A 24,934-nucleotide genomic window follows, 5' to 3' on the forward strand; every position below is an offset into this window, starting at 1 on the left:
ATTGCAAGATGACCTGCCTTACAAACATACATACCCGCATCTTTATTAAATTCAAACTCATCCTCTTTTTTGCGAAATCCTTGTGTTACAGAGGGGTTTAATTTAGCTACTAAATGTATTTCATTCGTATTAGCATATTCAATATTTCCTTTTTCCGAATACGCTGCATCACCAATTATTGCTTTTACTTCGAATCCAGCCCCTTTACTTTTTTCAACTAAAGTTTCTAAATGCTTCCCATCATTTTTTTCTCCCGTTGTAATAACTGCAGCTGTGATAATTCTTTCTTCACTCATTGCAAGATGTGTTTTATAGCCAAAAAATGAAGAGTCCGCTGTCTTATGGCCGACACGTGCATCAGGGTCATTGGATGTTTNGAGTTGTTCATTCATATCTTCGAGTGTTTCTTTTAATAGATTCACCTTTTCTTTTACTTTGGGATACTCACGGATTACTTCATTTTTTTCAACTACCTCCATAAGCTTCTGACAATATACAATTTCATCCTCAAGTACATCTGTATTAGATTTGGATGGAAATTGATCCTTCATATTTTCATNAACTTGGTAAATAGCTTTTCGAAGCAACTTAGATTTTTCCATTAATATTTCTTTTGGAGACTTTTGGTTATATCGAGCCTTCGAGTGGGTCGCATCAACGATAACAGAATTACTTTTGATGATTTCCTTCTCAATCGCAATTTCTACGGTTTTATTTATAAGTAAGTCTAAAAGATTTACATCCTTTAAACGCAGTTTACGGAACTTAGTCAAAGAACTTGGATCAATGACTTCATCCTCAGGGGACATATCTAAAAAGTACTTAAACGACATATCGTACTTTGAACGTTCTACTATGTCGACGTCCGATAAATCGTGGATAGATTTTAGAAATAAATATTTAAACATACGAATTGGGTGAACAGCATTTCTTCCATTGTCGTGACAATAATTGCCCTTAAGTTCATTATATACAAAGGAAAAATCAATTAGTTCATTAATTTTTCGAAGCATGTTATCTTTGGGCACGATTATATCATATAGTGCCATATAAGGGCTTAAACTCATTGCTTGTTGATTTGGAATCATCGTTAACACCCACTTCTTATTTGTTAATAAAATAATTCGACAAAAAAGCACCCTTTCCTTCATAAAATAGAAGGAAAGGGTGCTTTTGAGTTTGAAAGGGACTTTTTCAGTGCCCTCTTGGAGTCACCCTTCTATTTTTTGACTTTTCCTGACCATTTACGAAAGCCGCCTTTTAAATGACTTAACTCTTCACAACTACGCTTCTTTTTTAAAAATTCAGCAGCGCGCAAACTTCTTGTACCATTCTGACAATATAGGTATACGGGCTTGTCAGGTCTAATTTCATTAGATCTTTGACGTAATTGTGATAATGGTATGTTTCTTGCCCCTAGGATATGACCAGTTTCAAACTCATTTTGCTCTCTAACATCAATTAATTGAGCTTTTCTATAACCTTGACGAAATTCTTCCTCATTAAGGTCCGTTAAGTATTTTGGTTTGATAAATCTTCGTACAATAAAATATACTAAAACGGCAGTCATAATTGCTAAAATCCAATTCATCTTATTGTGACAACACCTTTCTAAAAAATTTTTGGAATTTGTTCTAGTAGGTATGTAATCTTAAATAACAACTTAGAACTTTTATCTATATATTAATATATTATCAAATATAAATTAATCCATTCGTTTAATCAAGAAGGAATACAAATAAAGATGTTTGACAGTCGTTACATATTTACTATAGATTAATGATAACAATTCAAGAATAGAAAGAGGAATATCATGAAAGAAACATGGAATTTTATTAATTCAGGTAAGTGTTCACCAGCTTATAATATGGCCTTAGATGAGGCGTTGTTAGAATGGCATAGTGAAGATAAGATAAGGCCAACCATTCGTTTTTATGGTTGGGAGCCAGCTACATTATCTATTGGTTATTTTCAAAAAGTTGAAAAAGAAATTAATTTAGAAGCGGTAAAAAAGAATGAACTGGGTTTTATAAGGCGGCCAACAGGCGGAAGAGGAGTGCTACATGATAAGGAGCTTACATATAGTGTTATTGTTTCAGAGAATCATCCGAAGATGCCAAAGGGAGTTACCGAATCTTATAGAGTTATTTCAGAAGGCGTACTAGATGGATTTAAACAATTGGGACTTGATGCTTATTTTGCCATTCCAAAAACAAAGGAGGACCAGGAAAATTTAAAAAATCCACGTTCGGCAGTTTGTTTTGATGCACCATCCTGGTATGAACTCGTTGTAGAAGGTAGAAAAGTAGCGGGAAGTGCTCAAACTAGGCAAAAAAATGTCATTTTACAGCACGGGTCTATTATATTAGAACTCGATGAAACTAAACTTTTTGAATTATTTAAATTTCCAAATGAGCGAGTTCGAGATCGTTTATTAAAAGGATTTAGTCAAAAAGCTGTTCCTATTAATGAGTTAATTAAACATAAGGTTACAATTGATGATGCAGAGGTTGCTTTCAAAAGAGGCTTTGAAAAAGGGTTGCAAATTGATTTAGTGCCTTATCAACTGTCTGAAGAGCAAGAAGCATACGTACATGAACTAGCTGTAAAACGTTATGCAAATGATGAGTGGAATTTCCGAAGGTAATACGAAATTCAAATGGTACAAAAGGAAGCCTAAAACTTAGAAGGCTTCCTTTTGTACCATTACTTACAATGTATTTCTACATATTTATTAAACGACTGTTGTAAAGTTTTTGTAATCTCACCAATTTGAAAAGTAGCATCAACATCACCAATTGCATTTCTTATTGGGGTTATTTCTTGTGTAGTACTAGTAATAAAAGCTTCGTCTGCACCTTTTAGCTGCTGTAAGGAAATAGCTTCTTCTATTACCTGGATATTGTTTTCACGAGCAAGCTGTATTACAAGTTGTCTTGTAATACCATTTAATATCAAGTTTGTCACAGGATGGGTATATAATGTTCTGTTTTTAACAATAAAGATGTTTGACGAGGATCCCTCAGTGATGTTCCCGTTACGATGCATAACACCTTCTTGACATTGTTTATCAAAGGCATTTCTTTTTATCATTGTATTGCCTAATAAATTAATTGTTTTAATATCACAACGTAGCCAACGAATATCTTCTGTTACAAAAACATGTATCCCTTCTTGTTTGGTTCTTTTGGGAAAAGACATTTCTCTACTAAAACCTGTAATTATGCCGTTTAAATCACGTTCATAAAGGTGAGATCGGGGTGAAACACCTCTAGTCATTTGTACATAAATAATCCCATTGACGATTTTATTTGCATCCTTTAATTGATGTAATAGTTTTTCTAACTTATTTTTGTCGTAAGGAAGTTTTATTTCTAATTTTCTTGCACTATCTTTAAACCGCTCTAAGTGCTCATCTAGTGTAAAGAGTTTACTGTTATAGATGGGAATTACTTCATATATTCCATCACCGAAGTTATATCCGCGGTCTTCCATATCAATTTTTACATTTTCTCGTTCCATAATTTGATCGTTAAGTAGAACATAGCTCATTTTTTTCATTCCTCCAGTATATTACAAATTCTACATGTATTAATGGGTTTATGTATAAGTAAGTATAGATAAAATTTATTTATGTTTCTATTGTAAAATATTTTTTTGGCGATTAAATCTAACAAATGCTTTTATTATAAGGACTTAGAAGACATTTTTCTAATGCAAATAAGAAAATTGTCCATATTTATTATTTTTTAAGGGATTTTGTTAGAATTTCTACATTTTTCTTTTATATTTATTCTCTTTTAAAGTTGACAAAAACAAAATTTTTCCGACTGATAACAATATATAGTATTTTAGTGTGATAATCGAACACTATATATTGAATAGTTATTATTTCTATGGTAAGCTTAGACAAGCTATCATGAGAAATATTTTGGTATCAAATACCAAAAGTGGTAAAAAAACTCACGTATATTTTTTACATCATGAAAATGTATATTATTTAATAAAAGGGGAGAATGCGTGTGGCGATGACAATGTCAAAAGTGATGCGAATTAATGTGGAGAGTCTTAACGAGGATATTAAACAATTTCCGCAAGTTCACACAATCACACCGGACATGAGACTCAGTAAAAAAGGCGTATCACGTCTCGTAATGTTAGATCGTTATACCTTTAAAGATACGGAGAAAAAAACGTTAAAAGAAGGAGATTTTGTCGTCTTAACAGTAAAACAAGATCCGAAATTTCCTGCTCGCGGATATGGTTTTATTCGAAACATTGACTGGGATAAAAGTGAAGCAAGTATTTTAGTTGACGAGGAATTTCAAGGAGTTCTTGATGATCCTGAAGAAATGGCTACTGGAATTGTAACGAGAGCTCTTGATTCGATTGAAAAGCCCTTAGAAATATTCTATGAACAAATTGCCATGCGTAATGCAACTGGACTTGCTTCGGTAGAAACCTCAGAGGAACGTAAGCAATCGTCTTTTCAAGAGTTTTATGAAGAATTAGTTAATCTCAATTTTATTCCAGCGGGAAGAGTACTATATGGTGCTGGCTCAGGTACAGACGTTACTTATTTTAATTGCTACGTTATGCCTTTCGTAAAAGACTCTAGAGGTGGAATATCAGAACACCGTACTCAAGTGATGGAAATTATGAGCCGTGGTGGTGGCGTTGGAACGAACGGTTCAACTTTAAGGCCGAGAAATACACTTGCTAGAGGAGTTAATGGTAAATCTTCTGGGTCAGTATCTTGGTTAGATGATATTGCTAAACTCACACATTTAGTGGAACAAGGTGGTTCGCGTCGTGGCGCTCAAATGATCATGCTTGCAGATTGGCATCCAGATATTTTAGAGTTCATCATTTCTAAAATGCAAAACCCAAAAATATTAAGATTTTTGTTAGAAAATACGAATGATTCTCAAATTAAGCAACTTGTTAAGGATAAGCTCAAATTTTCGCCTTTATCTGAAGTTGAAAAAGCAATGTATCAAGGAATTTTGAATTACCAAGCAATACCAGGCTTCGGTGGGTTTGATGAGGATGTATTTAAAGAAGCTGAAGAAAAGCTTCGCTTAGGTGGAACTTATAGTGTGAATAACCCTGAATTTTTAACAGGTGCAAATATCTCAATATGTTTAACAAAAGAATTTATGAAAGCTGTAGAACACGATGAGGATTACCCACTACGTTTTCCTGATGTTGAAAATTATTCACCAGAAGAAATGGAAGCATATAATCGCGATTGGAATAAGTATGGAGATGTTCGTGAGTGGGAAGCACTAGGTTTCAATGTTAGGACATATCGTACAATTAAGGCACGTGAATTATGGAAGCTAGTCAATATTTGTGCAACATACTCAGCTGAGCCAGGGATTTTCTTTATTGATAATGCCAATGATATGACTAATGCCGTAGCATATGGTCAAAAAGTTGTAGCAACAAATCCTTGTGGAGAACAACCCCTTGCGCCATATAGTGTTTGTAACTTGGCTGCGATAAATTTAGCTGAAATGGCAAACAAAGAAACGAAGCAGGTTGATTTTGAGAAATTAAAACGTACGGTTAGTGTTGGTGTAAGAATGCAGGATAATGTCATTGACGCAACTCCGTACTTCTTAGATGCTAATACAAAAATGGCAAAGGGAGAGAGACGTGTAGGTTTAGGGGTAATGGGTTTACATGACTTATTAATCTACACTGAAACTGTTTATGGGTCCCAAGAAGGTAATCAGTTAATCGATCAAATTTTCGAAACAATTGCAACGACTGCTTACCGAACAAGCATCGAGCTTGCAAAAGAAAAAGGTAGTTTCCCATTTTTACTTGGAGAAAGCGATGCAGAAACAGAATTGCTACGTGAAAAATTTATTAATAGTGGTTATATGAGAAAAATGCCTGAAGATATCCGTCAAGATATTCTAAAATGTGGCATTAGAAATTCGCACTTATTAACTGTTGCTCCTACGGGAAGTACAGGAACTATGGTAGGAGTTAGCACAGGACTTGAGCCTTACTACTCATTCTCTTATTATCGAAGTGGCCGTTTAGGTAAGTTTATTGAAGTAAAAGCAGGAATTGTAGAAGAATATTATAACTCTAATCCAGATGCTGATCCTAATGAATTACCTGAATGGTTTATCTCAACAATGGATTTATCTCCGGAGGCTCATGCGGACGTTCAATGCATTATTCAACGTTGGGTAGATAGCTCCTTATCTAAAACTGTTAATGCTCCGCGTGGATATACAGTTGATCAAGTTCAAGCTGTATATGAACGTTTATATCGAGGTGGTGCTAAAGGTGGTACTGTTTATGTAGATGGTAGTCGTGATGCTCAAGTACTTTCTTTAACTGCAGAAGAAAATAAATTAGAGGATATAAATGTTGACGAGAAAAAGACAGCGAAGCAACAAGTGGTTCTTCTTGATACAATTGCTGATCTACGGTCGACATCAGTAACAATTGGGTCAGAGGTTGGGAACACTTGCCCAGTTTGCCGTACAGGTACAGTTGAGGATATAGGCGGCTGTAATACATGCACAAATTGTAATGCTCAGTTAAAGTGTGGACTATAAGTTTAATGGAGGGAGAGAACATTATGTATGTTCTCTCTTTTCCATTTTCGGTAGCTATTACACCAAAATAAAATAATAAATCTGCACACCTTAATAAAGAATAAAGATACAATAAAATAAGGTGGTAAATAAAATGGAGCCTTTTATACCTCAACTTGTTTATATAGAACCAAAAGCATTGGATTATACACTAGGACTTGAGTTAAAAGAAAAGTTTGAAAAAATGGGGTTAGAAATTAGGGAAACAACTTCACACAATCAAGTCAGAAATATTCCAGGAGAAAATGAAAACCAAAAATACCGAAATGCAAAATCAACACTTGTTGTGGGTGTGAGGAAAACATTGAAATTTGACACGTCAAAGCCATCTGCAGAATATGCTATTCCGCTTGCTACTGGGTGCATGGGTCACTGTCACTACTGTTATTTACAAACGACAATGGGTGATAAGCCATATATTCGTACTTATGTTAATTTGGAAGAGATATTTGAAGCTGCAACAAAATATATTAAGGAAAGAGAACCAGAAATTACTCGTTTTGAAGCGGCATGTACCTCTGATATTGTAGGTATTGATCATTTAACTCATTCTTTGAAAAGGGCTATTGAATTTTTTGGTCAAACAGATTTAGGGCGACTTAGGTTTGTAACAAAATATCATCATGTTGATCATCTTTTAGATGCAAGGCACAACGGAAATTCTCGGTTTCGTTTTAGTTTAAATTCTAATTATGTAATTAAAAATTTTGAACCTGGTACATCCACGTTTGATAAACGAATTGAAGCAGCAGGAAAAGTTGCAAAGGCTCATTATCCGTTAGGTTTTATTTTAGCGCCGCTATATCGACATGAAGGATGGGAAGAAGGTTATTTAGAGCTGTTTGAGAAACTTGAATCTACTCTACCTTTATATGCAACTAAAGACTTAACGTTTGAACTAATCCAGCACCGCTTTACGAAAACAGCAAAAAGAACAATCTTAAAACGTTACCCAAAATCAAAACTTGAAATGAATGAAGAGGATCGAAAATATAAATGGGGAAAATATGGTAGAGGGAAATATGTATATAAGAATGACGAATCTGATGAATTAAAAGGTACTATCGAAGGATATATTCAAAAATTCTTCCCGAACGCTAAAATAGAGTATTATACTTGAAGCGTTTTTAACTGTTTTAGATGAGTTGTCCATCAAATTTGATTGTAGTATAATCTTAAGCATGTAAAAAAGTAGTATGGATGGCTGGAGAGGAAAGCGGAGGGGACACGATGCCAACACCAAGTATGGAAGATTATTTAGAAAGAATTTATTTATTAATAGAAGATAAAGGGTATGCTAGGGTTTCTGACATTGCAGAAGCTTTAGATGTACATCCTTCCTCTGTTACGAAGATGGTTCAAAAGTTAGATCAAACGGAGTATGTTATATATGAAAAGTATCGTGGTTTTGTATTAACTCCTAAAGGTAAGAAGGTCGGAAAACGACTCGTATACCGTCATGATTTGCTTGAGGAATTTATGAGGATAATTGGAGTTAGTAATGAAAAAATTTATCAAGATGTAGAAGGTATCGAGCACCATTTAAGCTGGGATGCAATTGATCGAATAGGTGATCTTGTGCAATACTTTGAAGAGGATAAAAATCGAGTTGAAATACTAAGAAAAGTTCAGAAAAAAAACGAGACTGAAAATCAACAAAATTAATGACATGTTAAGAAAAAATCGAACTCTTAAAAAAGAGCTCGATTTTTTTTCTTGTTTTTCTTTCCTTCAATTACTGTTAAATTTACTTCAGTTCGCTTTTTAACTAGCGGACGGGGAATTTTTTTGGTCTCTTTCTTGTTCTTCTGAGGAACAATTTTACTCCCATTGGAAGTTTTGAAATTCATTCTCTTTGGTTGAGGTTGATGTGAGCCATAATTAGTACTATTACTATGTTTATGTGCTAAAAATTTCTTTACTAAAAAGAAGATAATACTTGCGAATACAATCATAAATAACAACTGACTAAATAGTCCTATAGGATCTTTATACAGTCTGTGAAACAAGCCAACAATTGATAAACCTAAAACACATAAAATAAGTGGATGAAAAGAATAACGAGTCATATGCTCACCTCCAAAAATTCTTAAAATGTTTTAACACATTAACAGATTTATTCTTCCTAACTTCCCTCATAAAGGTCCCACCATAATGCTGACGTTTGTATTTTATACTCTATGCTCTGTTTTATAATAGTGGAACATGTTTTAGAAATAGGGAAAAACTAGGAATATTATAATGGGAAGAAAATAGATGAAAGTTAAAATGCTTAAGAAATTAATATTATATTTAATTAAATATATTCTACGTGTAAAACATTTTTCCTCTAAAATTTGCTTTCTACTATATATAATATTCCCAGACTTATAATGTTTTACACTCTTTTCCTGAAAATTCTAATTGCAATAGTTTAAAGAATTACGGTCATACTATACTTTGAGGTGATTAAAAAAATGGAAAACTTAGAACAAAACAAACGGGAACAGCAAATGAGTTTTAACGGAACTGTTGCATCAATTGGATTTTTTGGTGGATTAATCTGGAGTCTAGTAGGATACTTTGCTTTCTTTTTTAATTTTATTCGAGTAGGCCCAGCTTTAGTATTAATGCCTTTTGCATTAGGGGATTGGAAAAATGGTTATCTAGGACAGTTGGTAGGAATAGCGTTAATATCGTTCATTTCAATTCCTATCTCATTTTTATATCGGTATATTTTAGCTAGGTTTAATAGTATATGGCCAGGTATTGGTTTTGGTTTCGTCTTATGGTTCATTGTTTTTTATTTCTTGAATCCAATTTTCCCTGGATTAAAACCATTAGTTGATTTAGATCTTAATTCAATTATAACAGGAATATGCTTGTATGTGTTATATGGTGTTTTTATAGGATATTCCATCTCATATGAGTATAGTGAAAGGCTTAAATAACAAGGTGGTTACCTATTCAAATAATAATAGCTTGTGATAGAATGTCCATTAGGGACATTCTTTTCGTTTTACAATTCACAATAAGAAAAATTAACAAAATTTATGTAGGTATAAGTTTACATATATCTTAGCTAATGAATTCTATAATGCTATAAGGAGGATGGATAGTGGAAAGATTAACTAAACTTAGAGAAACACTAAAAAAAAATGAAATTGAAGGAATATTAATTGCTAGTAATTACAACAGGCGTTACATAACTGGGTTTACTGGAACCGCTGGTGTAGCACTAATAACTGAAACAGAAGCTAAATTTATTACTGATTTTCGTTACGTGGAACAAGCATCAGAACAAGCTGTTGACTTTGAAATTGTACAGCACAAAGCTTTATTAGTTGATGAATTGGCAACTCAAATTAAAAACATGGGGATCGAAAAGTTAGGTTTTGAAAAATGCCACGTTTCCTTTGCTCAGTACGAGGAGTATAAAGATTGGTTTGAAAATGTTACATTAGTTCCTACTAGTGGAATTATTGAAAATTTACGCTTGATTAAAGATGAACAAGAGATTAAGATACTAAAAGAAGCAGCAAAAATTGCTGATGCAGCATTTGATCATATAATTAAATACATAAAACCAGGTTTAACAGAGTTAGACGTATCAAATGAGTTAGAATTTTTTATGAGGAAACAAGGAGCAGAATCCTCCTCATTTGATATTATTGTAGCTTCAGGTCTAAGATCTGCATTACCACATGGAGTAGCAAGTTCTAAAGTGATACAAACAGGGGAGCTTGTAACTTTAGATTTTGGTGCATACTATAAGGGCTACTGTTCAGATATTACCCGTACAGTAGCAGTTGGAAAACCTTCGAGTGATTTAGAAAAAATATATTATACTGTTTTAGAAGCTCAGATAAAAGGAATGAAAGAAATAAAGGCTGGATTAACAGGAAAAGAAGCTGATGATATAATAAGGGACTTTATTTCACAAAAAGGTTATGGTGAATATTTTGGGCACTCAACTGGACACGGTCTTGGTATGGAAGTTCATGAAGGACCAGGCCTTTCTAAGAAATCTGAAACAGTACTTCAACCAGGTATGGTTGTCACTGTAGAACCTGGCATCTATATTTCAGGGGTTGGTGGGACGCGTATTGAAGATGATACTGTAATAACTAAAGATGGTAATGATACATTAACATTTTCTACAAAGGAACTACTAATATTAGGCGATTAATAAATTTGCATATAAGGATTAATTAGGAGGAAAATCAATGATTTCAGTAAATGATTTTAAAACAGGATTAACGATTGAAGTAGATGGGGGGCTTTGGCAAGTAGTAGAGTTTCAGCATGTTAAACCAGGTAAGGGCGCTGCTTTCGTTCGTTCAAAGCTTCGTAACCTTCGAACAGGGGCTATTCAAGAAAAAACTTTCCGTGCTGGTGAAAAGGTTTCAAAAGCACATATTGAAAATCGTCGCATGGCGTATTTATATGCTAGTGGTGATACACACACTTTTATGGATAATGAGTCATATGAGCAATTAGAATTATCGTCGGCTCAGCTTGAGTATGAATTGAAGTTCTTGAAAGAAAACATGGTAGTTCAAGTAATGACATTCCAAGGAGAAACTTTAGGGGTTGAATTACCAAATACAGTTGAATTAAAGGTAACTGAAACCGAGCCAGGAATAAAAGGTGATACTGCTTCAGGTGGTACAAAACCAGCTACTTTAGAAACTGGATTAACTGTACAAGTACCGTTTTTTATCAATGAAGGTGAAGTTCTTATTATTGATACACGTAATGCAGCTTATATGTCAAGAGCCTAAATCAAAGTTTGGTTTTTCACTATGAATTATTTCAATAAGTTATTAAGATTAAGCATCTATCTACATTTTGTAGATAGATGCTTTTTTCTGTTCTAAATTATTGTTTCAGACATAAGGTTGTACTACATGCTAAACAGTCTTATAAATATGTCTATTTATTCGAGGTGGAAATAAATATGAAAAATTGGATAACTACAATAGAAACTGCAGTTTTGGGGATGGTTATTTTAAGAATAATATCGGGCCTTATAGAAATAACTGCTGCATCTATTATGTTGAAATTTAATTCGATTGATAAGGCATTAATGGTTAACGCCGCATTAGCAATAGTAGGACCAATAATATTAATATCTACAATGAGTATTGGACTGATTGGTATAGCTGACAAGCTATCTTATTCTAAATTACTTCTCATTGGTCTTGGGGTGTTATTAATTCTAATAGGAATACGTAGATAAAATCTATTGTTATGAAAATAGTCATATTATGGTCAAGTATGCATACATTTTCAATAGTAAGGCTAGTACTACACAAACGACATTTGGAAGGTGGGTAAAAGATTGAAGGAGATTTTAGCGGTTCTACCGGAGAAGATCAAGGAGTTAGTTGTTTCGCTACCTTTACCTACAAGAGAAAAAGTTGAGGAGATCCGTATTCGTGTCCACCGACCACTTGAAATTGTGATTGATGGGAAAGCGATCTTTCCTAAATATAATGCTTGTCCGTATCTTGTTGCTCCTAGTGACGCCATTCATTTATTAAACCAATTAAGCGATTATTCTCTATATGCCTTAGAAGAAGAATTAAAACGAGGTTATATTACCATCCGGGGGGGGCACAGAGTTGGATTGGCAGGAAAGGTGATTACTGAAAAAGGACAAGTGAAGGCCATTCGGGATATAAGTTCTTTTAATATTAGAATTGCTAGACAAAAGCTTGGAGTGGCAGAACCTTTTGTTCAATATTTATATAGCAGTGAAGAATGGAATAACACTTTAATTATTGGTCCACCGCAAACAGGTAAAACAACATTGTTAAGAGACTTGGCAAGAATAATTAGTGAAGGTAAGGGGGTAATTCCATCTATGAAAATTGGTATAGTGGATGAGCGTTCAGAGATAGCTGGATCCGTTAAAGGAATACCCCAACACTCTCTTGGAAATCGAGTTGATGTGTTAGATGCTTGCCCTAAAGCTGAGGGAATGATGATGTTAATTCGATCAATGAGTCCTCAAGTGTTGGTAGTAGATGAAATTGGTAGACATGAAGATAGTGAAGCTATTATGGAAGCTATTCATTCAGGAGTGAAAATTATAACCACTGTACATGGGAGGACGTTAGAAGATGTTATTGACCGCCCATCATTAAAAACGTTAATGAATATGCACGTGTTTAAAAGAGTGATTGAATTATCTAGAAGCACTCAACCTGGGAGAATCAATCGGATACGAAATGAGTATGGAAAAGATGTGGTGAGGTTGCATTGAAAATAATTGGAGCTATATTAATCATTGTTGCAACGACATGGGTTGGATTTGAATTTGCTAGAAGATTAAGTGACCGGCCAAGACAATTAAGACAATTAAAAGTTGCCCTACAATCATTAGAATCAGAGATTATGTATGGGCTAACACCATTATCAGAAGCGAGTAAGCATATAGCTAAACAGTTGCCGAAACCTATTTCATACTTTTTTCAAAGTTTTGCTGAGAGATTAAATAAGGGTGAAGTTAGTGTTCATAAGGCATGGGAAGAAAGTTTAAATGATACGTGGCACATGACTGCTCTATGTAAAGGGGAATTAGAAGTAATGAGTCAATTTGGAGCAACATTAGGACAACACGATAGAGAACATCAGCAAAAACAAATTCGATTAACATTAAGCCATTTAGAAAGGGAAGAAGGGGACGCAATTGAAGCGCAAAATCGTTATGAAAAAATGTTAAAAAGTCTTGGGTTTTTGACTGGACTATTAATTGTCATATTAATGATGTAGGGGTACAGCTAAGGAGGAGATTACATGGGCTATGATGTTAATACAATATTTCAAATCGCAGGTATCGGTATTGTTGTGGCAATGATCCATACAGTATTGAAACAGATGGGAAAGGAAGACTGGGCTCATTGGGTGACATTAATAGGGTTTGTTGTCGTCCTTTATATGGTTGCAACAATTGTTGATAATTTATTTCAAAAAATAAAAGGAGTATTCCTGTTTCAATAGGGAGGTGTTTTGCCATTGAGATTATTCAAATAGTTGGGTTAGGATTAATTACAACATTTTTAGCTTTGGTAGTAAAGGAACAAAAACCAATTTTTGCATTCCTATTAACGGTATTTGTAGGGATCTTAATCTTTATTTTTCTTATAGACCAAATATATCTAATTGTTTCAATGCTTCAAAAAATCGCCATTAACGCTAATATAAATATGGTTTATGTACAAACAATTTTAAAAATCATTGGCATCGCCTACATTGCAGAGTTTGGGGCACAAATTGCAAAAGATGCTGGTCAAGGGGCTATAGCTTCGAAAATTGAATTGGCAGGAAAAGTATTTATATTAGTAATGGCTATTCCTATCATTACAGCAATTATAGAAACTGTGATTGGTTTATTACCGTACTAAGGTGGATAGGGGTTTTAAACATGAAAAAAATATTTGCACTACTAATTTTTACTTTCCTTCTTGTACCTACTGTAGCAATGGCTGAACCACCACCAAAAGAAAATCTAGTCGAACAACAGCTTTCTCAATTAGGAATCGAAGAAATTAGAGAGTATTGGGAAGAAATTGTAAATGAATATGGCGGTTTCCTTCCGGAAAATCAAAAAGGTTCATTTATGGAATTTGTTCGCGGTGAAAAAGAGTTTTCTCTAAAAGAGTGGTTATTTGGTTTTGTCCGATATTTTTTTCACGAAATAATTGTGAATGGGAAATTACTAGGAACTTTAATTCTATTAACAGTTTTTAGTATGATTCTTCAAACGCTACAAACTGCTTTTGAAAAGAATACAGTAAGTAAAGTCGCGAATGCTATTGTCTATATGGTATTAATGATTATTGCCATAAATAGCTTTTATGTTGCCATTACTTATGCTCAGACGGCGATTTCTTCGATGATAAATTTTATGATAGCCCTACTTCCTTTGCTTTTAGCCTTACTCGCTTCGATTGGTAGTATTACATCAGTTGCTTTATTTCATCCTTTAATTATTTTCCTAGTTAATACAAGTGGTCTGTTAATTCAACACTTTGTTTTACCTTTACTTTTTTTGTCAGCGTTATTGAGCCTAGTTAGTACTTTGACTGATCATTATAAGGTAACGAAGCTTGCAAATTTACTTCGAAACATTAGTGTAGGGACACTTGGAATATTTCTTACAATATTTTTAGGTGTTATTTCCGTACAAGGGGCAGTCACGGCAGTAGCTGATGGTATAACGATACGAACAGCAAAGTTTGTTACAGGTAATTTCGTACCAGTGGTAGGAAGAGTATTTACTGATGCTGCAGATACGGTCATGGGGGCATCAATTCTCTTAAAAAATACGATTGGAGTAGTAGGACTGGCTATTCTTTTATTAATCAGTGCTTTTCCGGCAATTAAAGTGTTAACATTAGCCCTTATTTTTAATCTAGCCGCAGCAGTCTTGCAACCGCTAGGAGGTGGAGCGATCATTAATAGTCTTTCAATTATTGGTAAAGCTGTTATTTTTATTTTCGCTGCACTAGCAACAGTTTGTTTGATGTTTTTCCTAGCAATAACCATAATGGTCGCTGCGGGGAATTTATCATTAATGATGCGATAGTAACTTCAAAACAAAATCATACTACGTATTATGTCTACATAAAAAGGAGGGAGCCGATGCAATTTTTAACAGAATGGATTAGTAATATTATCTTATTAATACTTTTAGCAACGATTTTAGAACTCCTCCTACCCAATTCAAGTTTACAACGTTATGTAAAGATGGTTGTTGGACTTTTGTTATTAGTAATCATTTTAAATCCCCTTTTCACAATTTTCACAAGAGAAGCTGATAGCTGGGTTTCTTCAATAGGGATTTCAAATCAATTTAATGAAAAAAATTTAGAAATTTCAATTGAAAATAAGAAAAAAGAAATAGAATCGGCACAACTTGCATATATTTCAGAACAGGTGGCTGTCCAATTAAAGAGACAAGTAGAAGAGGAGATGATTGACAAGTTTGAAAAAGAAATAAAGTCAGTAAGCGTTAACTTAACTAATTTTTTGGATGAAGAAGATTACTTAAATAGTGTTGCAGAAGTTCTTGTGGAGCTTAAAGCCGTAAACAGTGATCAAATCTTGGGGGAAAAGGGCAGTATTGATGTTGTTTCACTAGTGACGATTGATACGTCAAAACAATTAGTAACTTCTGAAAAAGGTGAAACAAACAAGCAAGAAATCATAAATTATTTAGGTACTAAATGGCCAATACCGCTTGAAAAAATTGAGGTTGTTATGGAAGGAGGGAGTTGAAATAAATGACAGACAAAAACGATAACAAGGAGTCATGGCTAAGTAAGATAATTCCCACTAACAAAGATGATAAGAAAAAACGAAGCAGTCCAATTCAATATGTAGCCATCCTTCTGTGTGTTGGTCTGGCTTTAATGATTTTTAGTAACTTTACAAAGACTAGTAACATCCAAGAAAGTATGCCAGTATTTAATGAACAATCAAATAAAATAAGTGATGATGTTGCTGTATTTTCTAATAAGAATTCTAGTGATGAACCACTCACGATGCAAGACTATGAATCTACTTATGAGAAACAACTTCGCGAGGCATTAGAACAGGTTGTTGGCATTTCAGATGTTACAGTTATGATTAACCTAGCAGAAACTGAAAACAAAGTTTTTGAAAGAAACACAAGCACTAAACAACAACATACAGATGAGACTGATCGTGAAGGTGGAAAAAGAAAAGTCGAGGATATTACAAAAGATGATGAAGTAGTCATTATTCGAAGTGGTGATAGGGAAGAACCGCTTGTAGCTAAAACAGAAAAACCAACAATTAGAGGTGTATTAGTTGTAGCTAGAGGTGTTGAAAATATTCAAGTGAAGACCTGGGTAGTAGAAGCAGTGAGTAGAGTGCTAGACGTACCTTCTCATCGTGTTTCTGTATTACCTAAGAAATCTAAGGGGGAATAAAATAATGGTATTAAAAAGACAAACAGTTTGGTTATTAACAATGTTAAGTTTAATTATTGTATTATCGGTGTATTATATTACGGCACCACCTCAAAATGAGCAATTAGCTTATTTGGGTGAGAATGGTGAGGTTGTTGAAGAGAGTGAGACAGATTCTTCTTTTGTAGAATTCGAAGAAGTAACAGAAACAACGATGGATGGTCTATTTGATGAGGAAATTCTGACTGGCTTTACAAATGATGAAGCATTTAATTCAATTCGCTTAGAAAGACAAATGTTGAGAGATCGATTAAGTGAAGATTATACGGCTGTCATTGCATCATCTGATGCTTCGGCAGATCTTCAAAGTCAAGCGTGGGATAATATAGAAAGCTTACGAGTGTTAGCACAAAAAGAAGAAATGCTAGAAACGCTAATTAAAACTAAAGGTTATGAAGATGTATTAGTGATTGCAGAAGACAATGAAGTGAAAATTATTGTGAAGGCTGACGAGTTGTCGAGTGAAGAAGGTATAAAAATTATGCACATGGCAAAAGAGCAATTAAACATTAAGGATGTAGCTGTAGCATTTCAGCCAAATAACTAATAAATAAAAGGATTGATCTACAGTAGATCAATCCTTTTATTTATTTGAGTTAAATGTGCAGTATCAGCTTGCCCTTAACTTTATGATGAACGAATTAAATTTAAATGATAATATAGAATAATTTTGTAAAAACTATATGAAAAGGATGCATTTCTATTTTTTTAATGATATAATACGACCTTGTTATAGAAAGGCAAATTAATGCTTTTTAAATGGTATAGCCTACATATGTTTAATACTTTTGAGGATAAAATAATAAAACCTATGGCTCCGCTTTGGGTTAGAGGAAAGAGCAAAATTATTTAAATAAGGGAGAGATCATTATGCAGTGGACTGATTTAACAGAAGGAGCAAAGGCGGTTTTAGAACAAACGCGAAATATGAAAAATGATCAAATTCAAATTGTAGAATTTGAAGTAGGTTTTGAACAAGAGATTGAAACATCAGATAATGAAGCTTATCGTGTTTCAATTAAAGAAGAAGATTATCAGTCACTCAAGAGGTATACAAAGGAAAATGAGTATGGTGATAAATTCCACATGGCACGTAATAAAAATATTGTTAAGATTATATTGTTAGAAAATGGCAAAATCCCTGATAATCTTTCAGAATTTCCTGTCTTTAAACAATATAAAAATGATAATAATATCGTAGTTGAAGAATAATATTTGTAAAGTTGGTGGCTCAAATTAAAAAGGGTCACCTTTTTTTTTTGAAGGGGAATAAAATTCTCTAATATTAATTTGTAAAAAGGTTGAGTAATACGTAATAAATTAGCGCACTAATAGCTGTGCTTAGTAAATTTTTTATTTAGTATTTTTGAAAAAAAACTTTTAAATTAGGAAATTTTAATGTAGCATTAAATTAGTACTTAGTCATAAGACAAAGGCAGAAGATTTTTCTTATAATATTCAGAAAAACTAAGGCTTTGCAGTTAAGGATAAATGAAAAACAAGTTTTTCTAAAATGATTAAGAAACTTCATTTTTTAGAGTTGGAAAGTGTCTAGCTTCAGTTCCTACCGCTCTAGGTTACTTCGCCACATTACATAAAGCAAAAGAGTAGGCTTCTTGAAAAGTAGGGGGGGTCTGGTGCTTGTCGCGGGATCAAGGCACTTGCGCTTTTCTAACTAACCTTGATTTGAGTATAAAACAATGCTAAAAAAGAAATGATGGAAAATAATGAGGAGTGAATAATCATGTTAAATATTCAAGATATTCGTGAATTAATAAAAGCAATTGATCAATCCAGTATAGAAGAGTTTAAGTACGAGCAAGAAGGAACAAAAATAGTCTTAAGAAAAGAGCGCGAACACGCTATTGGACAAGTAACACAACCAATTATTCAACAAGTACCTTCAGCGACTATAACTGAAACACCAACAGTAGTACAGCAACATAAAGAGACGGAGTTTGAAAAAGATGTTAAGCAAGAAGTGCAAGTAACTAATAGTCATTTACATAAAATCACATCTCCAATGGTTGGGACGTTTTATTCTGCACCATCACCTGATTCACCGCCTTATGGTAAAGTTGGAGATAAAATAAAGCCAGATACTGTTGTTTGTATCGTTGAAGCGATGAAGTTAATGAACGAAATTGAAGCAGAGGTAAAGGGAGAAATTGTAGAAGTCCTTGTAGAAAATGGACAACTTGTAGAGTATGGTCAAGAGCTATTTTTAGTGAAACCTGAATAGGAGAGATTGCTAGATGATAAAAAAACTATTAGTAGCAAACCGAGGAGAAATTGCAGTTCGTATTATTCGCGCTTGTCGTGAGATGGGGATAGAAACAGTTAGCGTTTTCTCGGAAGCAGATAAAGATTCTTTGCACGTGAGATTAGCTGATGAGGCTTATTGTATCGGTCCAACACCATCTTCAAAAAGCTATTTAAATTTCACCAATATAATGAGCGTAGCAACATTAACTGGGGTCGATGCAATTCATCCAGGGTATGGATTTTTAGCAGAAAACGCCGACTTTGCAGAAATATGTGGAGCATGTAATATTACTTTTGTTGGACCGAGCCCGGAAGCTATTAGTAAAATGGGGACGAAGGATGTTGCACGTGACACGATGAAACAAGCTGGTGTCCCAATTGTACCAGGTTCAAATGGAATTATTAAAGATATTGAAGAAGCTATTCGAATTGCGCGGCAGATTTCTTATCCTGTCATCATAAAAGCAACTGCAGGCGGTGGCGGAAAAGGAATTCGTGTTGCTAGAAATGAAGAGGAATTAGTAAAAGGTGTTACGATTACACAACAAGAAGCTCAAACAGCATTTGGTAACCCGGGAGTTTATCTTGAAAAATATATTGAGGATTTCCGTCATGTTGAAATTCAAGTTTTAGCTGATAATTATGGAAATGTTGTTCATTTAGGCGAAAGGGATTGCAGTATTCAAAGACGACTGCAAAAACTACTTGAGGAAACACCTTCACCTGCCATTTCTGAAGAGAAACGAAAAGAAATGGGCGATGCGGCAGTTGCAGCAGCACTAGCTGTTAATTATTCAGGTGCAGGTACAGTTGAATTTATTTATGACCATAATACAGGCAAATTTTATTTTATGGAAATGAATACAAGAATCCAAGTAGAGCATCCGGTAACAGAAATGGTTACTGGTATTGATTTAATTCAGCAACAATTATTAGTTGCTCAAGGAGACAAGTTGCAAATTTCTCAAGAAGATATAACTTTTAGTGGTTGGTCGATAGAGTGTCGAATTAATGCTGAAAATCCAGATAAAAATTTTATGCCTTCTCCTGGTAAAATTACTATGTATTTGCCACCTGGTGGGCTAGGAGTTAGAGTAGATTCAGCTGCATATCCAGGTTATACTATACCGCCTTACTATGATTCAATGATCGCTAAAGTAATAACTTATGGGGTGACAAGAGAAGAAGCAATCGCAAAAATGAAACGGGCGCTAAGTGAATTTGTAATCGAGGGTATCGATACTACAATCCCATTTCATCTTCGACTCCTTGAAAATGAGACATTTGTAAGTGGCCATTTCAATACTAAGTTTCTTGAGATACATGATTTATCTCAAAAATAAACATTGGTAATACTTGAATATATTAAGCAATTATCCATATAGGAGGCTAATAATATGACAGATAAAAACCATGTAATAGATATGGATGAACAGCATACGGGGTTAGGGAAAGTTGAAATTTCTCCTGAAGTAATTGAAGTTGTAACAAGTATTGCGGCTGCAGAAGTAGAAGGCGTTGCAACAATGAGGGGGAATTTTGCTACAGGAGTAGTCGAGAAACTTGGAAGAAAAAGCCATGGGAAAGGTGTAAAAGTAGACCTTGGGGAAGATGGGATATCAGTTGATGTTTACGTGATCATGAACTATGGTGTATCTATTCCAGAGATAGCAAAGAAAATACAAGAAAATATACATCAAACGTTAAAAACAATGACTGCCATTGATTTAACTGCTGTAAATGTTCATGTGGTCGGTGTTCAACTTGAACATCAACAAGTAGATCAAGAGGCTAAACACGATTAAGAAGTACTGAGGATGACTCAAGGCGCTTACTTTCTCCAATAATAAGGAAGTAAGTATGTCCACGAGTCATCTTTTTCTACTTTTCTAAAATGAATTAGGTCATATCATGCTTTTAAAATTTTATGTTATTGTAGATAAAAATAATGTATTTTTTTAATACTAATAACTAATTGTATTCTGTATTGAAAAACAAGATTATGATATGATCATGTTTAGGAAAATGGTATTGTATTTAAAAGGAGAAATTACGTATGAAAAGAAGGCTTGCGAGAGTAAAAGCAGTTCAGTCCCTTTTTCAAGTTGATATGAGTGGAACTGATAAAAATGAAGCAATAAGCAACGTATTAGAGAATAATGAAAAAAAAGATGAGTTTTTAGAACAACTAGTTACAGGCACGTTAGATCATTTAGAAACAATTGATAAAATTTTTAGTGCGCACCTCCAAAATTGGAAAATAGATAGAGTTGGTAATGTTGATCGTGCAGTCATTCGTATGGGTATTTTTGAGATGATGTTTATTGATGAAATACCTATAAATGTTTCATTGAATGAAGCAATTGACGTTGCGAAAAGTTTTGGTGGCGAAGAATCGGGACGTTTTGTAAATGGTGTTCTGTCCAAAGTTGCAGAAACGTTAAAAACAGGAGTTTAAAATAAAGGATTTTTCAATCTGGATTTATTGAATAAAAAAATCACACAATTAATAAAAAAGGTAAGGGGTAAAAGAAATATGTCAGCATTAATAATTAGTGGGAAAGAATTAGCAAAAGAAAAAAGGGAAAGTATGAAAAAAGAAGTTGAACTTCTTGGGAAAGAAGGGTTACAACCTGGACTAGCAGTTATTTTAGTAGGAGAAGACCCAGCTAGTCAATCCTACGTAAAAGCAAAACAAAAAGCTTGTGAGGAAATTGGAGTTTATTCCGTTCTTTACAAACTAGAAGATAATGTTACAGAAACCGAATTATTAAATCAGATTGAGGCTTTGAATAATGACCCTAAAATACATGGGATACTCGTACAATTACCGTTGCCTGCTCATATTTCGGAAAAGGCTGTAATTGAAAGTATTAGTCCGAACAAAGATGTTGACGGGTTTCATCCAATTAGTGTCGGTAAAATGATGATTGGTGAAGATACGTTTTTACCTTGTACACCATTTGGAATTGTAGAAATGATTAAATCAAAGGGAATTACCATTGAAGGTAAGCATGTTGTTGTAATTGGCAGAAGTAATATTGTAGGTAAGCCAGTGGGACAATTACTTCTTAATGAAAATGCAACCGTAACTTATTGTCATTCACGTACGAAAGATATGAAAAATATTACAAAACAAGCAGATATTTTGATTGTTGCTGTCGGTAAGGCTAACTTTATTGATGCGAGTTTCATGAAACAAGGATGTGTAGTTATCGATGTAGGAGTTAACCGTTTAGAAAGCGGGAAACTTTGTGGAGATGTCGTTTTCGAAGATGCGAAAGAAGTTGCATCTTATATTACTCCTGTACCAGGTGGTGTAGGTCCAATGACAATTACTATGCTTCTCTTTAATACAATACTATCTGCCAAAAAATCAATCGTAACAGTTAAGTAAGGAGATGTCTTAATGTCAAATGATCAAATATTTACGATTACATCCTTAACAAAATATATCAAGCGAACATTTGACAATGATGAAGTGTTAAAAAATATTTGGGTGAAAGGTGAACTTTCAAATTTTAAAAAGCACAGCCGGGGCCACATGTACTTCACGATTAAAGACACACAATCACGAATTCAAGCAGTTATGTTTGCTGGGAATAACCGTTTTTTGAAATTTATTCCTGAAGATGGTATGAAAGTTCTTATTCGGGGCTATGTATCAGTCTATGAAGCAAATGGTCAATATCAAATGTATGTTAATGAAATGCAGCCTGACGGTGTAGGTAATCTTTACCTTGCTTTTGAGCAACTTAAAAAGAAGCTAGAAATAGCTGGATATTTTGATGAAAAGTACAAAAAGAAAATACCAAGCTTACCTACACAAATTGGTGTAGTCACCTCACCTACCGGTGCTGCTATTAGAGATATTATCACAACTCTAAAAAGGCGCTTCCCTATTGCCAGTATTACTTTATTTCCTGTTCTGGTTCAAGGGGGGGAAGCGCCAGCTTCAATTGCAAAAGCTATTCAAAAAGCTAATAATTTAGGTGACTTAGATGTTCTTATAGTTGGGCGCGGTGGAGGCTCAATTGAAGAGTTATGGGCCTTTAATGAAGAAGTCGTTGCAGAAGCAATATTTGAGTCAAATATTCCTGTTATTTCAGCGGTCGGTCATGAAACTGATGTTACGATAGCTGACTTTATAGCTGACCTTAGAGCAGCTACCCCTACTGCAGCAGCTGAACTTGCTGTTCCTAACACGGATGATCTTTTAGAAAAAGTAATACAAAGGAAGATTAGATTTCAAAGAGCTATTGTAAAAAGGATTGAAACAGAGCGAAGAAAACTTACAAACCTTCAGAAATCTTATGCATTTCGTTATCCAGAGCAACTTATAAAACAGAAAGAACAACACCTAGATCGTCAGATAGAAGATCTACAAAGAAGTATGTTGTATATAATTGAAAGAAAAAGAAGCGCTCTGGCTCATTTGCAAAAAGATGTTGTTAGAAATCATCCACATGAGATGGTGCTAAAAGTAAAAGAACAATTACTTAAAAATGAAAAACTTTTGCAACAAAGTTTAATTAGGGTTCAAAAAGAAAAAGAGTTTTCCTTTAATCAACTTTTGACCAAATTAGAATCATTGAGTCCATTGAAAGTAATGACACGTGGATATAGCTTAGCTTACACTAAAGAAGATAAGTTAATTAAAAGTGTGACTGATGTATCTAAAGGCGAAGAGTTGACAATAAAGTTAAAAGATGGATCAGTTTATTGTCAAGTTGAGAACATTAGAGAAGTGTGAGGTGAATACATTGAGTGAAAAAAAAGATATATCCTTTGAGGAAGCTATGGAGAAACTTGAAGAAGTTGTTGGGAAACTTGAACAAGGTGATGTTCCGCTTGAGGAAGCAATCTCTATGTTTCAAGAAGGAATGACACTCTCAAAATTTTGCCATGATAAACTAAAAAATGTTGAAAAAAGTATGGATCGAATTTTACGTGAGGATGGAGAATTAGAATTTACGACATTTCAGGAGGAGTAACTAGTGACAAGTGTAAATTTATCGTCGTTCATTGAAGAAAAAAAAGCACATTTAGAAACTAAACTTCCTGAATATGTTCTGCGATTAGATGCGCCTTGCCAGTTAAAAGATGCAATGCTATATTCACTAAAGGCTGGTGGGAAACGTCTCAGACCTTTGTTATTATTTGCAACATTGGAAGGGTTTGGGCAAAACTATGAATCTAGTCTGCCGGTAGCTTGTGCTCTTGAAATGATTCATACATATTCATTAATCCATGACGATCTTCCAGCAATGGATAATGATGATTTTCGGCGAGGTAAGCCAACAAACCATAAGGTTTATGGTGAAGCGACAGCTATTCTTGCAGGAGATGCGCTACTTACCTATGCCTTTCAGATCATTTCAACTATGGATCAAATAGCCCCAACGCAAAAGTTAAGCTTAATAACGGAACTTGCTAAAGCATCGGGACCAGAAGGTATGGTTGGTGGCCAAATAGCAGACATGGATGGTGAAAATAAAGATTTATCGTTAGATCAGCTAGAGTACATTCACCTACATAAAACTGGTGACCTTTTAGGTTTTTCCATTATTGCTGGAGCGATATTATCAAATGCCAAAAAACAAGACATAAAAAACCTTAGGGAATTTACGAAACATTTAGGATTAGCATTTCAAATTAAAGACGATATTTTAGATATAGAGGGAAATGAAGAAGACCTTGGTAAGCCTGTCGGTAGTGATATTACAAATGAAAAGAGCACGTATCCAAAACTATTAGGTTTGGCTGGTGCAAAGAAAAAATTAGCTAATCATATTTCAGCTGCAAAAGAATATCTTTATAGTGTCAACATGAAATATGAAAAATTAGAACTAATTGTTGATTATATTGTACATCGTGACCATTAAACTATAATTTTAGCTTAATTTCCTAAAGAAGTATAATGGTAGCCTTAAGGCTTTACTTTGCGAAGTTTTCTGTATTGTTGATTTTGGTTGTACCATGCTATAATTGTTTAAAGTAAGTGGTGCAGTATTCTAGTCGGTCCTCCATTTTCGAAGGCGGGCCTAAAAATCCGCTAAAGGG

Annotated in this window: 29 protein-coding genes; 25 read left to right on the plus strand and 4 right to left on the minus strand. The window is 34.1% G+C overall.

Annotated elements, in window-relative coordinates:
- The coding region (locus BKP37_RS04080; RefSeq protein ID WP_071308413.1) for an IS5/IS1182 family transposase at window positions 1-1,088 on the minus strand (1,088 nt) is incomplete at its 3' end.
- 131 nt (window positions 1,089-1,219) lie between these two features.
- Window positions 1,220-1,591, minus strand: a complete 372-nt coding sequence (locus BKP37_RS04085) for a rhodanese-like domain-containing protein (protein WP_071308414.1) — start codon at window positions 1,589-1,591, stop codon at window positions 1,220-1,222.
- 219 nt (window positions 1,592-1,810) lie between these two features.
- On the opposite strand from BKP37_RS04085, the gene BKP37_RS04090 reads away from it, so the two are divergent.
- Entirely contained in the window at window positions 1,811-2,647 is an 837-nt protein-coding gene (locus tag BKP37_RS04090; RefSeq protein ID WP_071308415.1) for a lipoate--protein ligase family protein, read from the plus strand.
- 59 nt (window positions 2,648-2,706) lie between these two features.
- On the opposite strand, the gene dat is transcribed toward BKP37_RS04090, so the two are convergent.
- Window positions 2,707-3,552 carry a D-amino-acid transaminase gene (gene dat / locus BKP37_RS04095; protein ID WP_071308416.1) on the minus strand — a complete coding sequence of 282 codons (846 nt, stop codon included), beginning with the start codon at window positions 3,550-3,552 and terminating at the stop codon, window positions 2,707-2,709.
- Window positions 3,553-4,016: 464 nt separating this feature from the next.
- Between dat and BKP37_RS04100 the strand changes: the two genes are divergently transcribed.
- The 3 genes from BKP37_RS04100 to mntR all read left to right on the plus strand — a co-directional run bounded on the left by BKP37_RS04100 (window position 4,017) and on the right by mntR (window position 8,288).
- A complete protein-coding gene (locus tag BKP37_RS04100) occupies window positions 4,017-6,584 on the plus strand; it encodes a vitamin B12-dependent ribonucleotide reductase (RefSeq protein ID WP_425424972.1) in 2,568 nt (855 codons plus the stop codon).
- Window positions 6,585-6,717: 133 nt separating this feature from the next.
- Window positions 6,718-7,743 (plus strand): spore photoproduct lyase, encoded by a 1,026-nt coding sequence (gene splB / locus BKP37_RS04105; RefSeq protein WP_071308418.1) that lies wholly within the window; start codon window positions 6,718-6,720, stop codon window positions 7,741-7,743.
- A 110-nt stretch (window positions 7,744-7,853) separates the two neighbouring features.
- Window positions 7,854-8,288 (plus strand): transcriptional regulator MntR, encoded by a 435-nt coding sequence (gene mntR, locus BKP37_RS04110; RefSeq protein WP_071308419.1) that lies wholly within the window; start codon window positions 7,854-7,856, stop codon window positions 8,286-8,288.
- A 26-nt stretch (window positions 8,289-8,314) separates the two neighbouring features.
- On the opposite strand, the gene BKP37_RS04115 is transcribed toward mntR, so the two are convergent.
- A complete protein-coding gene (locus BKP37_RS04115; protein ID WP_071308420.1) occupies window positions 8,315-8,692 on the minus strand; it encodes an SA1362 family protein in 378 nt (125 codons plus the stop codon).
- Between the two features lie 387 nt (window positions 8,693-9,079).
- Here BKP37_RS04115 and BKP37_RS04120 point away from each other — a divergent pair, with 387 nt between their 5' ends.
- The 21 genes from BKP37_RS04120 to BKP37_RS04220 all read left to right on the plus strand — a co-directional run bounded on the left by BKP37_RS04120 (window position 9,080) and on the right by BKP37_RS04220 (window position 24,756).
- On the plus strand, window positions 9,080-9,553 hold the full coding sequence (locus BKP37_RS04120; RefSeq protein ID WP_071308421.1) for a YqhR family membrane protein: 474 nt from the start codon (window positions 9,080-9,082) through the stop codon (window positions 9,551-9,553).
- Between the two features lie 167 nt (window positions 9,554-9,720).
- Window positions 9,721-10,791 carry a M24 family metallopeptidase gene (locus tag BKP37_RS04125; RefSeq protein ID WP_071308422.1) on the plus strand — a complete coding sequence of 357 codons (1,071 nt, stop codon included), beginning with the start codon at window positions 9,721-9,723 and terminating at the stop codon, window positions 10,789-10,791.
- A gap of 37 nt (window positions 10,792-10,828) precedes the next feature.
- Window positions 10,829-11,386: an elongation factor P gene (gene efp, locus BKP37_RS04130; protein ID WP_071308423.1), complete on the plus strand. Its 558-nt coding sequence runs from the start codon at window positions 10,829-10,831 to the stop codon at window positions 11,384-11,386.
- A gap of 176 nt (window positions 11,387-11,562) precedes the next feature.
- Complete coding sequence (locus BKP37_RS04135; protein ID WP_071308424.1) at window positions 11,563-11,844, plus strand: YqhV family protein; 282 nt, start codon at window positions 11,563-11,565, stop codon at window positions 11,842-11,844.
- Between the two features lie 102 nt (window positions 11,845-11,946).
- Window positions 11,947-12,873 carry a stage III sporulation protein AA gene (spoIIIAA, locus tag BKP37_RS04140; RefSeq protein ID WP_071308425.1) on the plus strand — a complete coding sequence of 309 codons (927 nt, stop codon included), beginning with the start codon at window positions 11,947-11,949 and terminating at the stop codon, window positions 12,871-12,873.
- Complete coding sequence (spoIIIAB, locus tag BKP37_RS04145; protein ID WP_071308426.1) at window positions 12,870-13,382, plus strand: stage III sporulation protein SpoIIIAB; 513 nt, start codon at window positions 12,870-12,872, stop codon at window positions 13,380-13,382. The genes spoIIIAA and spoIIIAB overlap by 4 nt, the downstream gene beginning before the upstream one ends.
- A 24-nt stretch (window positions 13,383-13,406) precedes the next feature.
- Entirely contained in the window at window positions 13,407-13,610 is a 204-nt protein-coding gene (spoIIIAC, locus tag BKP37_RS04150; RefSeq protein WP_071308427.1) for a stage III sporulation protein AC, read from the plus strand.
- Window positions 13,611-13,624: 14 nt separating this feature from the next.
- On the plus strand, window positions 13,625-14,014 hold the full coding sequence (gene spoIIIAD, locus BKP37_RS04155) for a stage III sporulation protein AD (RefSeq protein ID WP_071308428.1): 390 nt from the start codon (window positions 13,625-13,627) through the stop codon (window positions 14,012-14,014).
- Between the two features lie 20 nt (window positions 14,015-14,034).
- Window positions 14,035-15,198, plus strand: a complete 1,164-nt coding sequence (spoIIIAE, locus tag BKP37_RS04160) for a stage III sporulation protein AE (protein WP_071308429.1) — start codon at window positions 14,035-14,037, stop codon at window positions 15,196-15,198.
- 56 nt (window positions 15,199-15,254) lie between these two features.
- Window positions 15,255-15,890 (plus strand): stage III sporulation protein AF, encoded by a 636-nt coding sequence (spoIIIAF, locus tag BKP37_RS04165; protein WP_071308430.1) that lies wholly within the window; start codon window positions 15,255-15,257, stop codon window positions 15,888-15,890.
- 5 nt (window positions 15,891-15,895) lie between these two features.
- Window positions 15,896-16,567 (plus strand): stage III sporulation protein AG, encoded by a 672-nt coding sequence (gene spoIIIAG / locus BKP37_RS04170; protein ID WP_071308431.1) that lies wholly within the window; start codon window positions 15,896-15,898, stop codon window positions 16,565-16,567.
- 4 nt (window positions 16,568-16,571) lie between these two features.
- Complete coding sequence (locus BKP37_RS04175; RefSeq protein WP_071308432.1) at window positions 16,572-17,153, plus strand: SpoIIIAH-like family protein; 582 nt, start codon at window positions 16,572-16,574, stop codon at window positions 17,151-17,153.
- A gap of 323 nt (window positions 17,154-17,476) precedes the next feature.
- Entirely contained in the window at window positions 17,477-17,818 is a 342-nt protein-coding gene (locus tag BKP37_RS04180; RefSeq protein ID WP_071308433.1) for a hypothetical protein, read from the plus strand.
- A 532-nt stretch (window positions 17,819-18,350) separates the two neighbouring features.
- Window positions 18,351-18,848 carry an acetyl-CoA carboxylase biotin carboxyl carrier protein gene (gene accB / locus BKP37_RS04185; protein WP_071308434.1) on the plus strand — a complete coding sequence of 166 codons (498 nt, stop codon included), beginning with the start codon at window positions 18,351-18,353 and terminating at the stop codon, window positions 18,846-18,848.
- Window positions 18,849-18,861: 13 nt separating this feature from the next.
- On the plus strand, window positions 18,862-20,214 hold the full coding sequence (gene accC / locus BKP37_RS04190) for an acetyl-CoA carboxylase biotin carboxylase subunit (RefSeq protein ID WP_071308435.1): 1,353 nt from the start codon (window positions 18,862-18,864) through the stop codon (window positions 20,212-20,214).
- A gap of 54 nt (window positions 20,215-20,268) precedes the next feature.
- Complete coding sequence (locus BKP37_RS04195) at window positions 20,269-20,676, plus strand: Asp23/Gls24 family envelope stress response protein (protein WP_071308436.1); 408 nt, start codon at window positions 20,269-20,271, stop codon at window positions 20,674-20,676.
- 251 nt (window positions 20,677-20,927) lie between these two features.
- Window positions 20,928-21,329, plus strand: coding sequence for a transcription antitermination factor NusB (gene nusB, locus BKP37_RS04200; RefSeq protein ID WP_071308437.1), 402 nt, complete (start codon window positions 20,928-20,930; stop codon window positions 21,327-21,329).
- Between the two features lie 78 nt (window positions 21,330-21,407).
- The gene (folD, locus tag BKP37_RS04205) at window positions 21,408-22,268 is read left to right on the plus strand and encodes a bifunctional methylenetetrahydrofolate dehydrogenase/methenyltetrahydrofolate cyclohydrolase FolD (RefSeq protein ID WP_071308438.1); all 861 of its coding nucleotides are present in this window, start codon (window positions 21,408-21,410) and stop codon (window positions 22,266-22,268) included.
- A 12-nt stretch (window positions 22,269-22,280) separates the two neighbouring features.
- Complete coding sequence (gene xseA / locus BKP37_RS04210) at window positions 22,281-23,624, plus strand: exodeoxyribonuclease VII large subunit (protein WP_071308439.1); 1,344 nt, start codon at window positions 22,281-22,283, stop codon at window positions 23,622-23,624.
- A 10-nt stretch (window positions 23,625-23,634) separates the two neighbouring features.
- Entirely contained in the window at window positions 23,635-23,865 is a 231-nt protein-coding gene (locus BKP37_RS04215) for an exodeoxyribonuclease VII small subunit (RefSeq protein ID WP_071308440.1), read from the plus strand.
- A 3-nt stretch (window positions 23,866-23,868) separates the two neighbouring features.
- On the plus strand, window positions 23,869-24,756 hold the full coding sequence (locus BKP37_RS04220) for a polyprenyl synthetase family protein (protein ID WP_071308441.1): 888 nt from the start codon (window positions 23,869-23,871) through the stop codon (window positions 24,754-24,756).
- The last annotated feature ends 178 nt before the right edge of the window (window positions 24,757-24,934 follow it).

The sequence above is a fragment of the Anaerobacillus alkalilacustris genome (assembly GCF_001866005.1).
Classification (GTDB): domain Bacteria; phylum Bacillota; class Bacilli; order Bacillales; family Anaerobacillaceae; genus Anaerobacillus; species Anaerobacillus alkalilacustris.

Coding starts and splice junctions, on each gene's coding strand:
- BKP37_RS04085 (WP_071308414.1), bottom strand. CDS start 1,591: ATGAATTGGATTTTAGCAATTATGACTGCCGTTTTAGTATATTTTATT.
- dat (WP_071308416.1), bottom strand. CDS start 3,552: ATGAGCTATGTTCTACTTAACGATCAAATTATGGAACGAGAAAATGTA.
- BKP37_RS04100 (WP_425424972.1), top strand. CDS start 4,017: ATGCGTGTGGCGATGACAATGTCAAAAGTGATGCGAATTAATGTGGAG.
- splB (WP_071308418.1), top strand. CDS start 6,718: ATGGAGCCTTTTATACCTCAACTTGTTTATATAGAACCAAAAGCATTG.
- mntR (WP_071308419.1), top strand. CDS start 7,854: ATGCCAACACCAAGTATGGAAGATTATTTAGAAAGAATTTATTTATTA.
- BKP37_RS04115 (WP_071308420.1), bottom strand. CDS start 8,692: ATGACTCGTTATTCTTTTCATCCACTTATTTTATGTGTTTTAGGTTTA.
- BKP37_RS04120 (WP_071308421.1), top strand. CDS start 9,080: ATGGAAAACTTAGAACAAAACAAACGGGAACAGCAAATGAGTTTTAAC.
- efp (WP_071308423.1), top strand. CDS start 10,829: ATGATTTCAGTAAATGATTTTAAAACAGGATTAACGATTGAAGTAGAT.
- BKP37_RS04135 (WP_071308424.1), top strand. CDS start 11,563: ATGAAAAATTGGATAACTACAATAGAAACTGCAGTTTTGGGGATGGTT.
- spoIIIAC (WP_071308427.1), top strand. CDS start 13,407: ATGGGCTATGATGTTAATACAATATTTCAAATCGCAGGTATCGGTATT.
- spoIIIAE (WP_071308429.1), top strand. CDS start 14,035: ATGAAAAAAATATTTGCACTACTAATTTTTACTTTCCTTCTTGTACCT.
- spoIIIAF (WP_071308430.1), top strand. CDS start 15,255: ATGCAATTTTTAACAGAATGGATTAGTAATATTATCTTATTAATACTT.
- spoIIIAG (WP_071308431.1), top strand. CDS start 15,896: ATGACAGACAAAAACGATAACAAGGAGTCATGGCTAAGTAAGATAATT.
- BKP37_RS04175 (WP_071308432.1), top strand. CDS start 16,572: ATGGTATTAAAAAGACAAACAGTTTGGTTATTAACAATGTTAAGTTTA.
- BKP37_RS04180 (WP_071308433.1), top strand. CDS start 17,477: ATGCAGTGGACTGATTTAACAGAAGGAGCAAAGGCGGTTTTAGAACAA.
- accB (WP_071308434.1), top strand. CDS start 18,351: ATGTTAAATATTCAAGATATTCGTGAATTAATAAAAGCAATTGATCAA.
- accC (WP_071308435.1), top strand. CDS start 18,862: ATGATAAAAAAACTATTAGTAGCAAACCGAGGAGAAATTGCAGTTCGT.
- BKP37_RS04195 (WP_071308436.1), top strand. CDS start 20,269: ATGACAGATAAAAACCATGTAATAGATATGGATGAACAGCATACGGGG.
- nusB (WP_071308437.1), top strand. CDS start 20,928: ATGAAAAGAAGGCTTGCGAGAGTAAAAGCAGTTCAGTCCCTTTTTCAA.
- folD (WP_071308438.1), top strand. CDS start 21,408: ATGTCAGCATTAATAATTAGTGGGAAAGAATTAGCAAAAGAAAAAAGG.
- xseA (WP_071308439.1), top strand. CDS start 22,281: ATGTCAAATGATCAAATATTTACGATTACATCCTTAACAAAATATATC.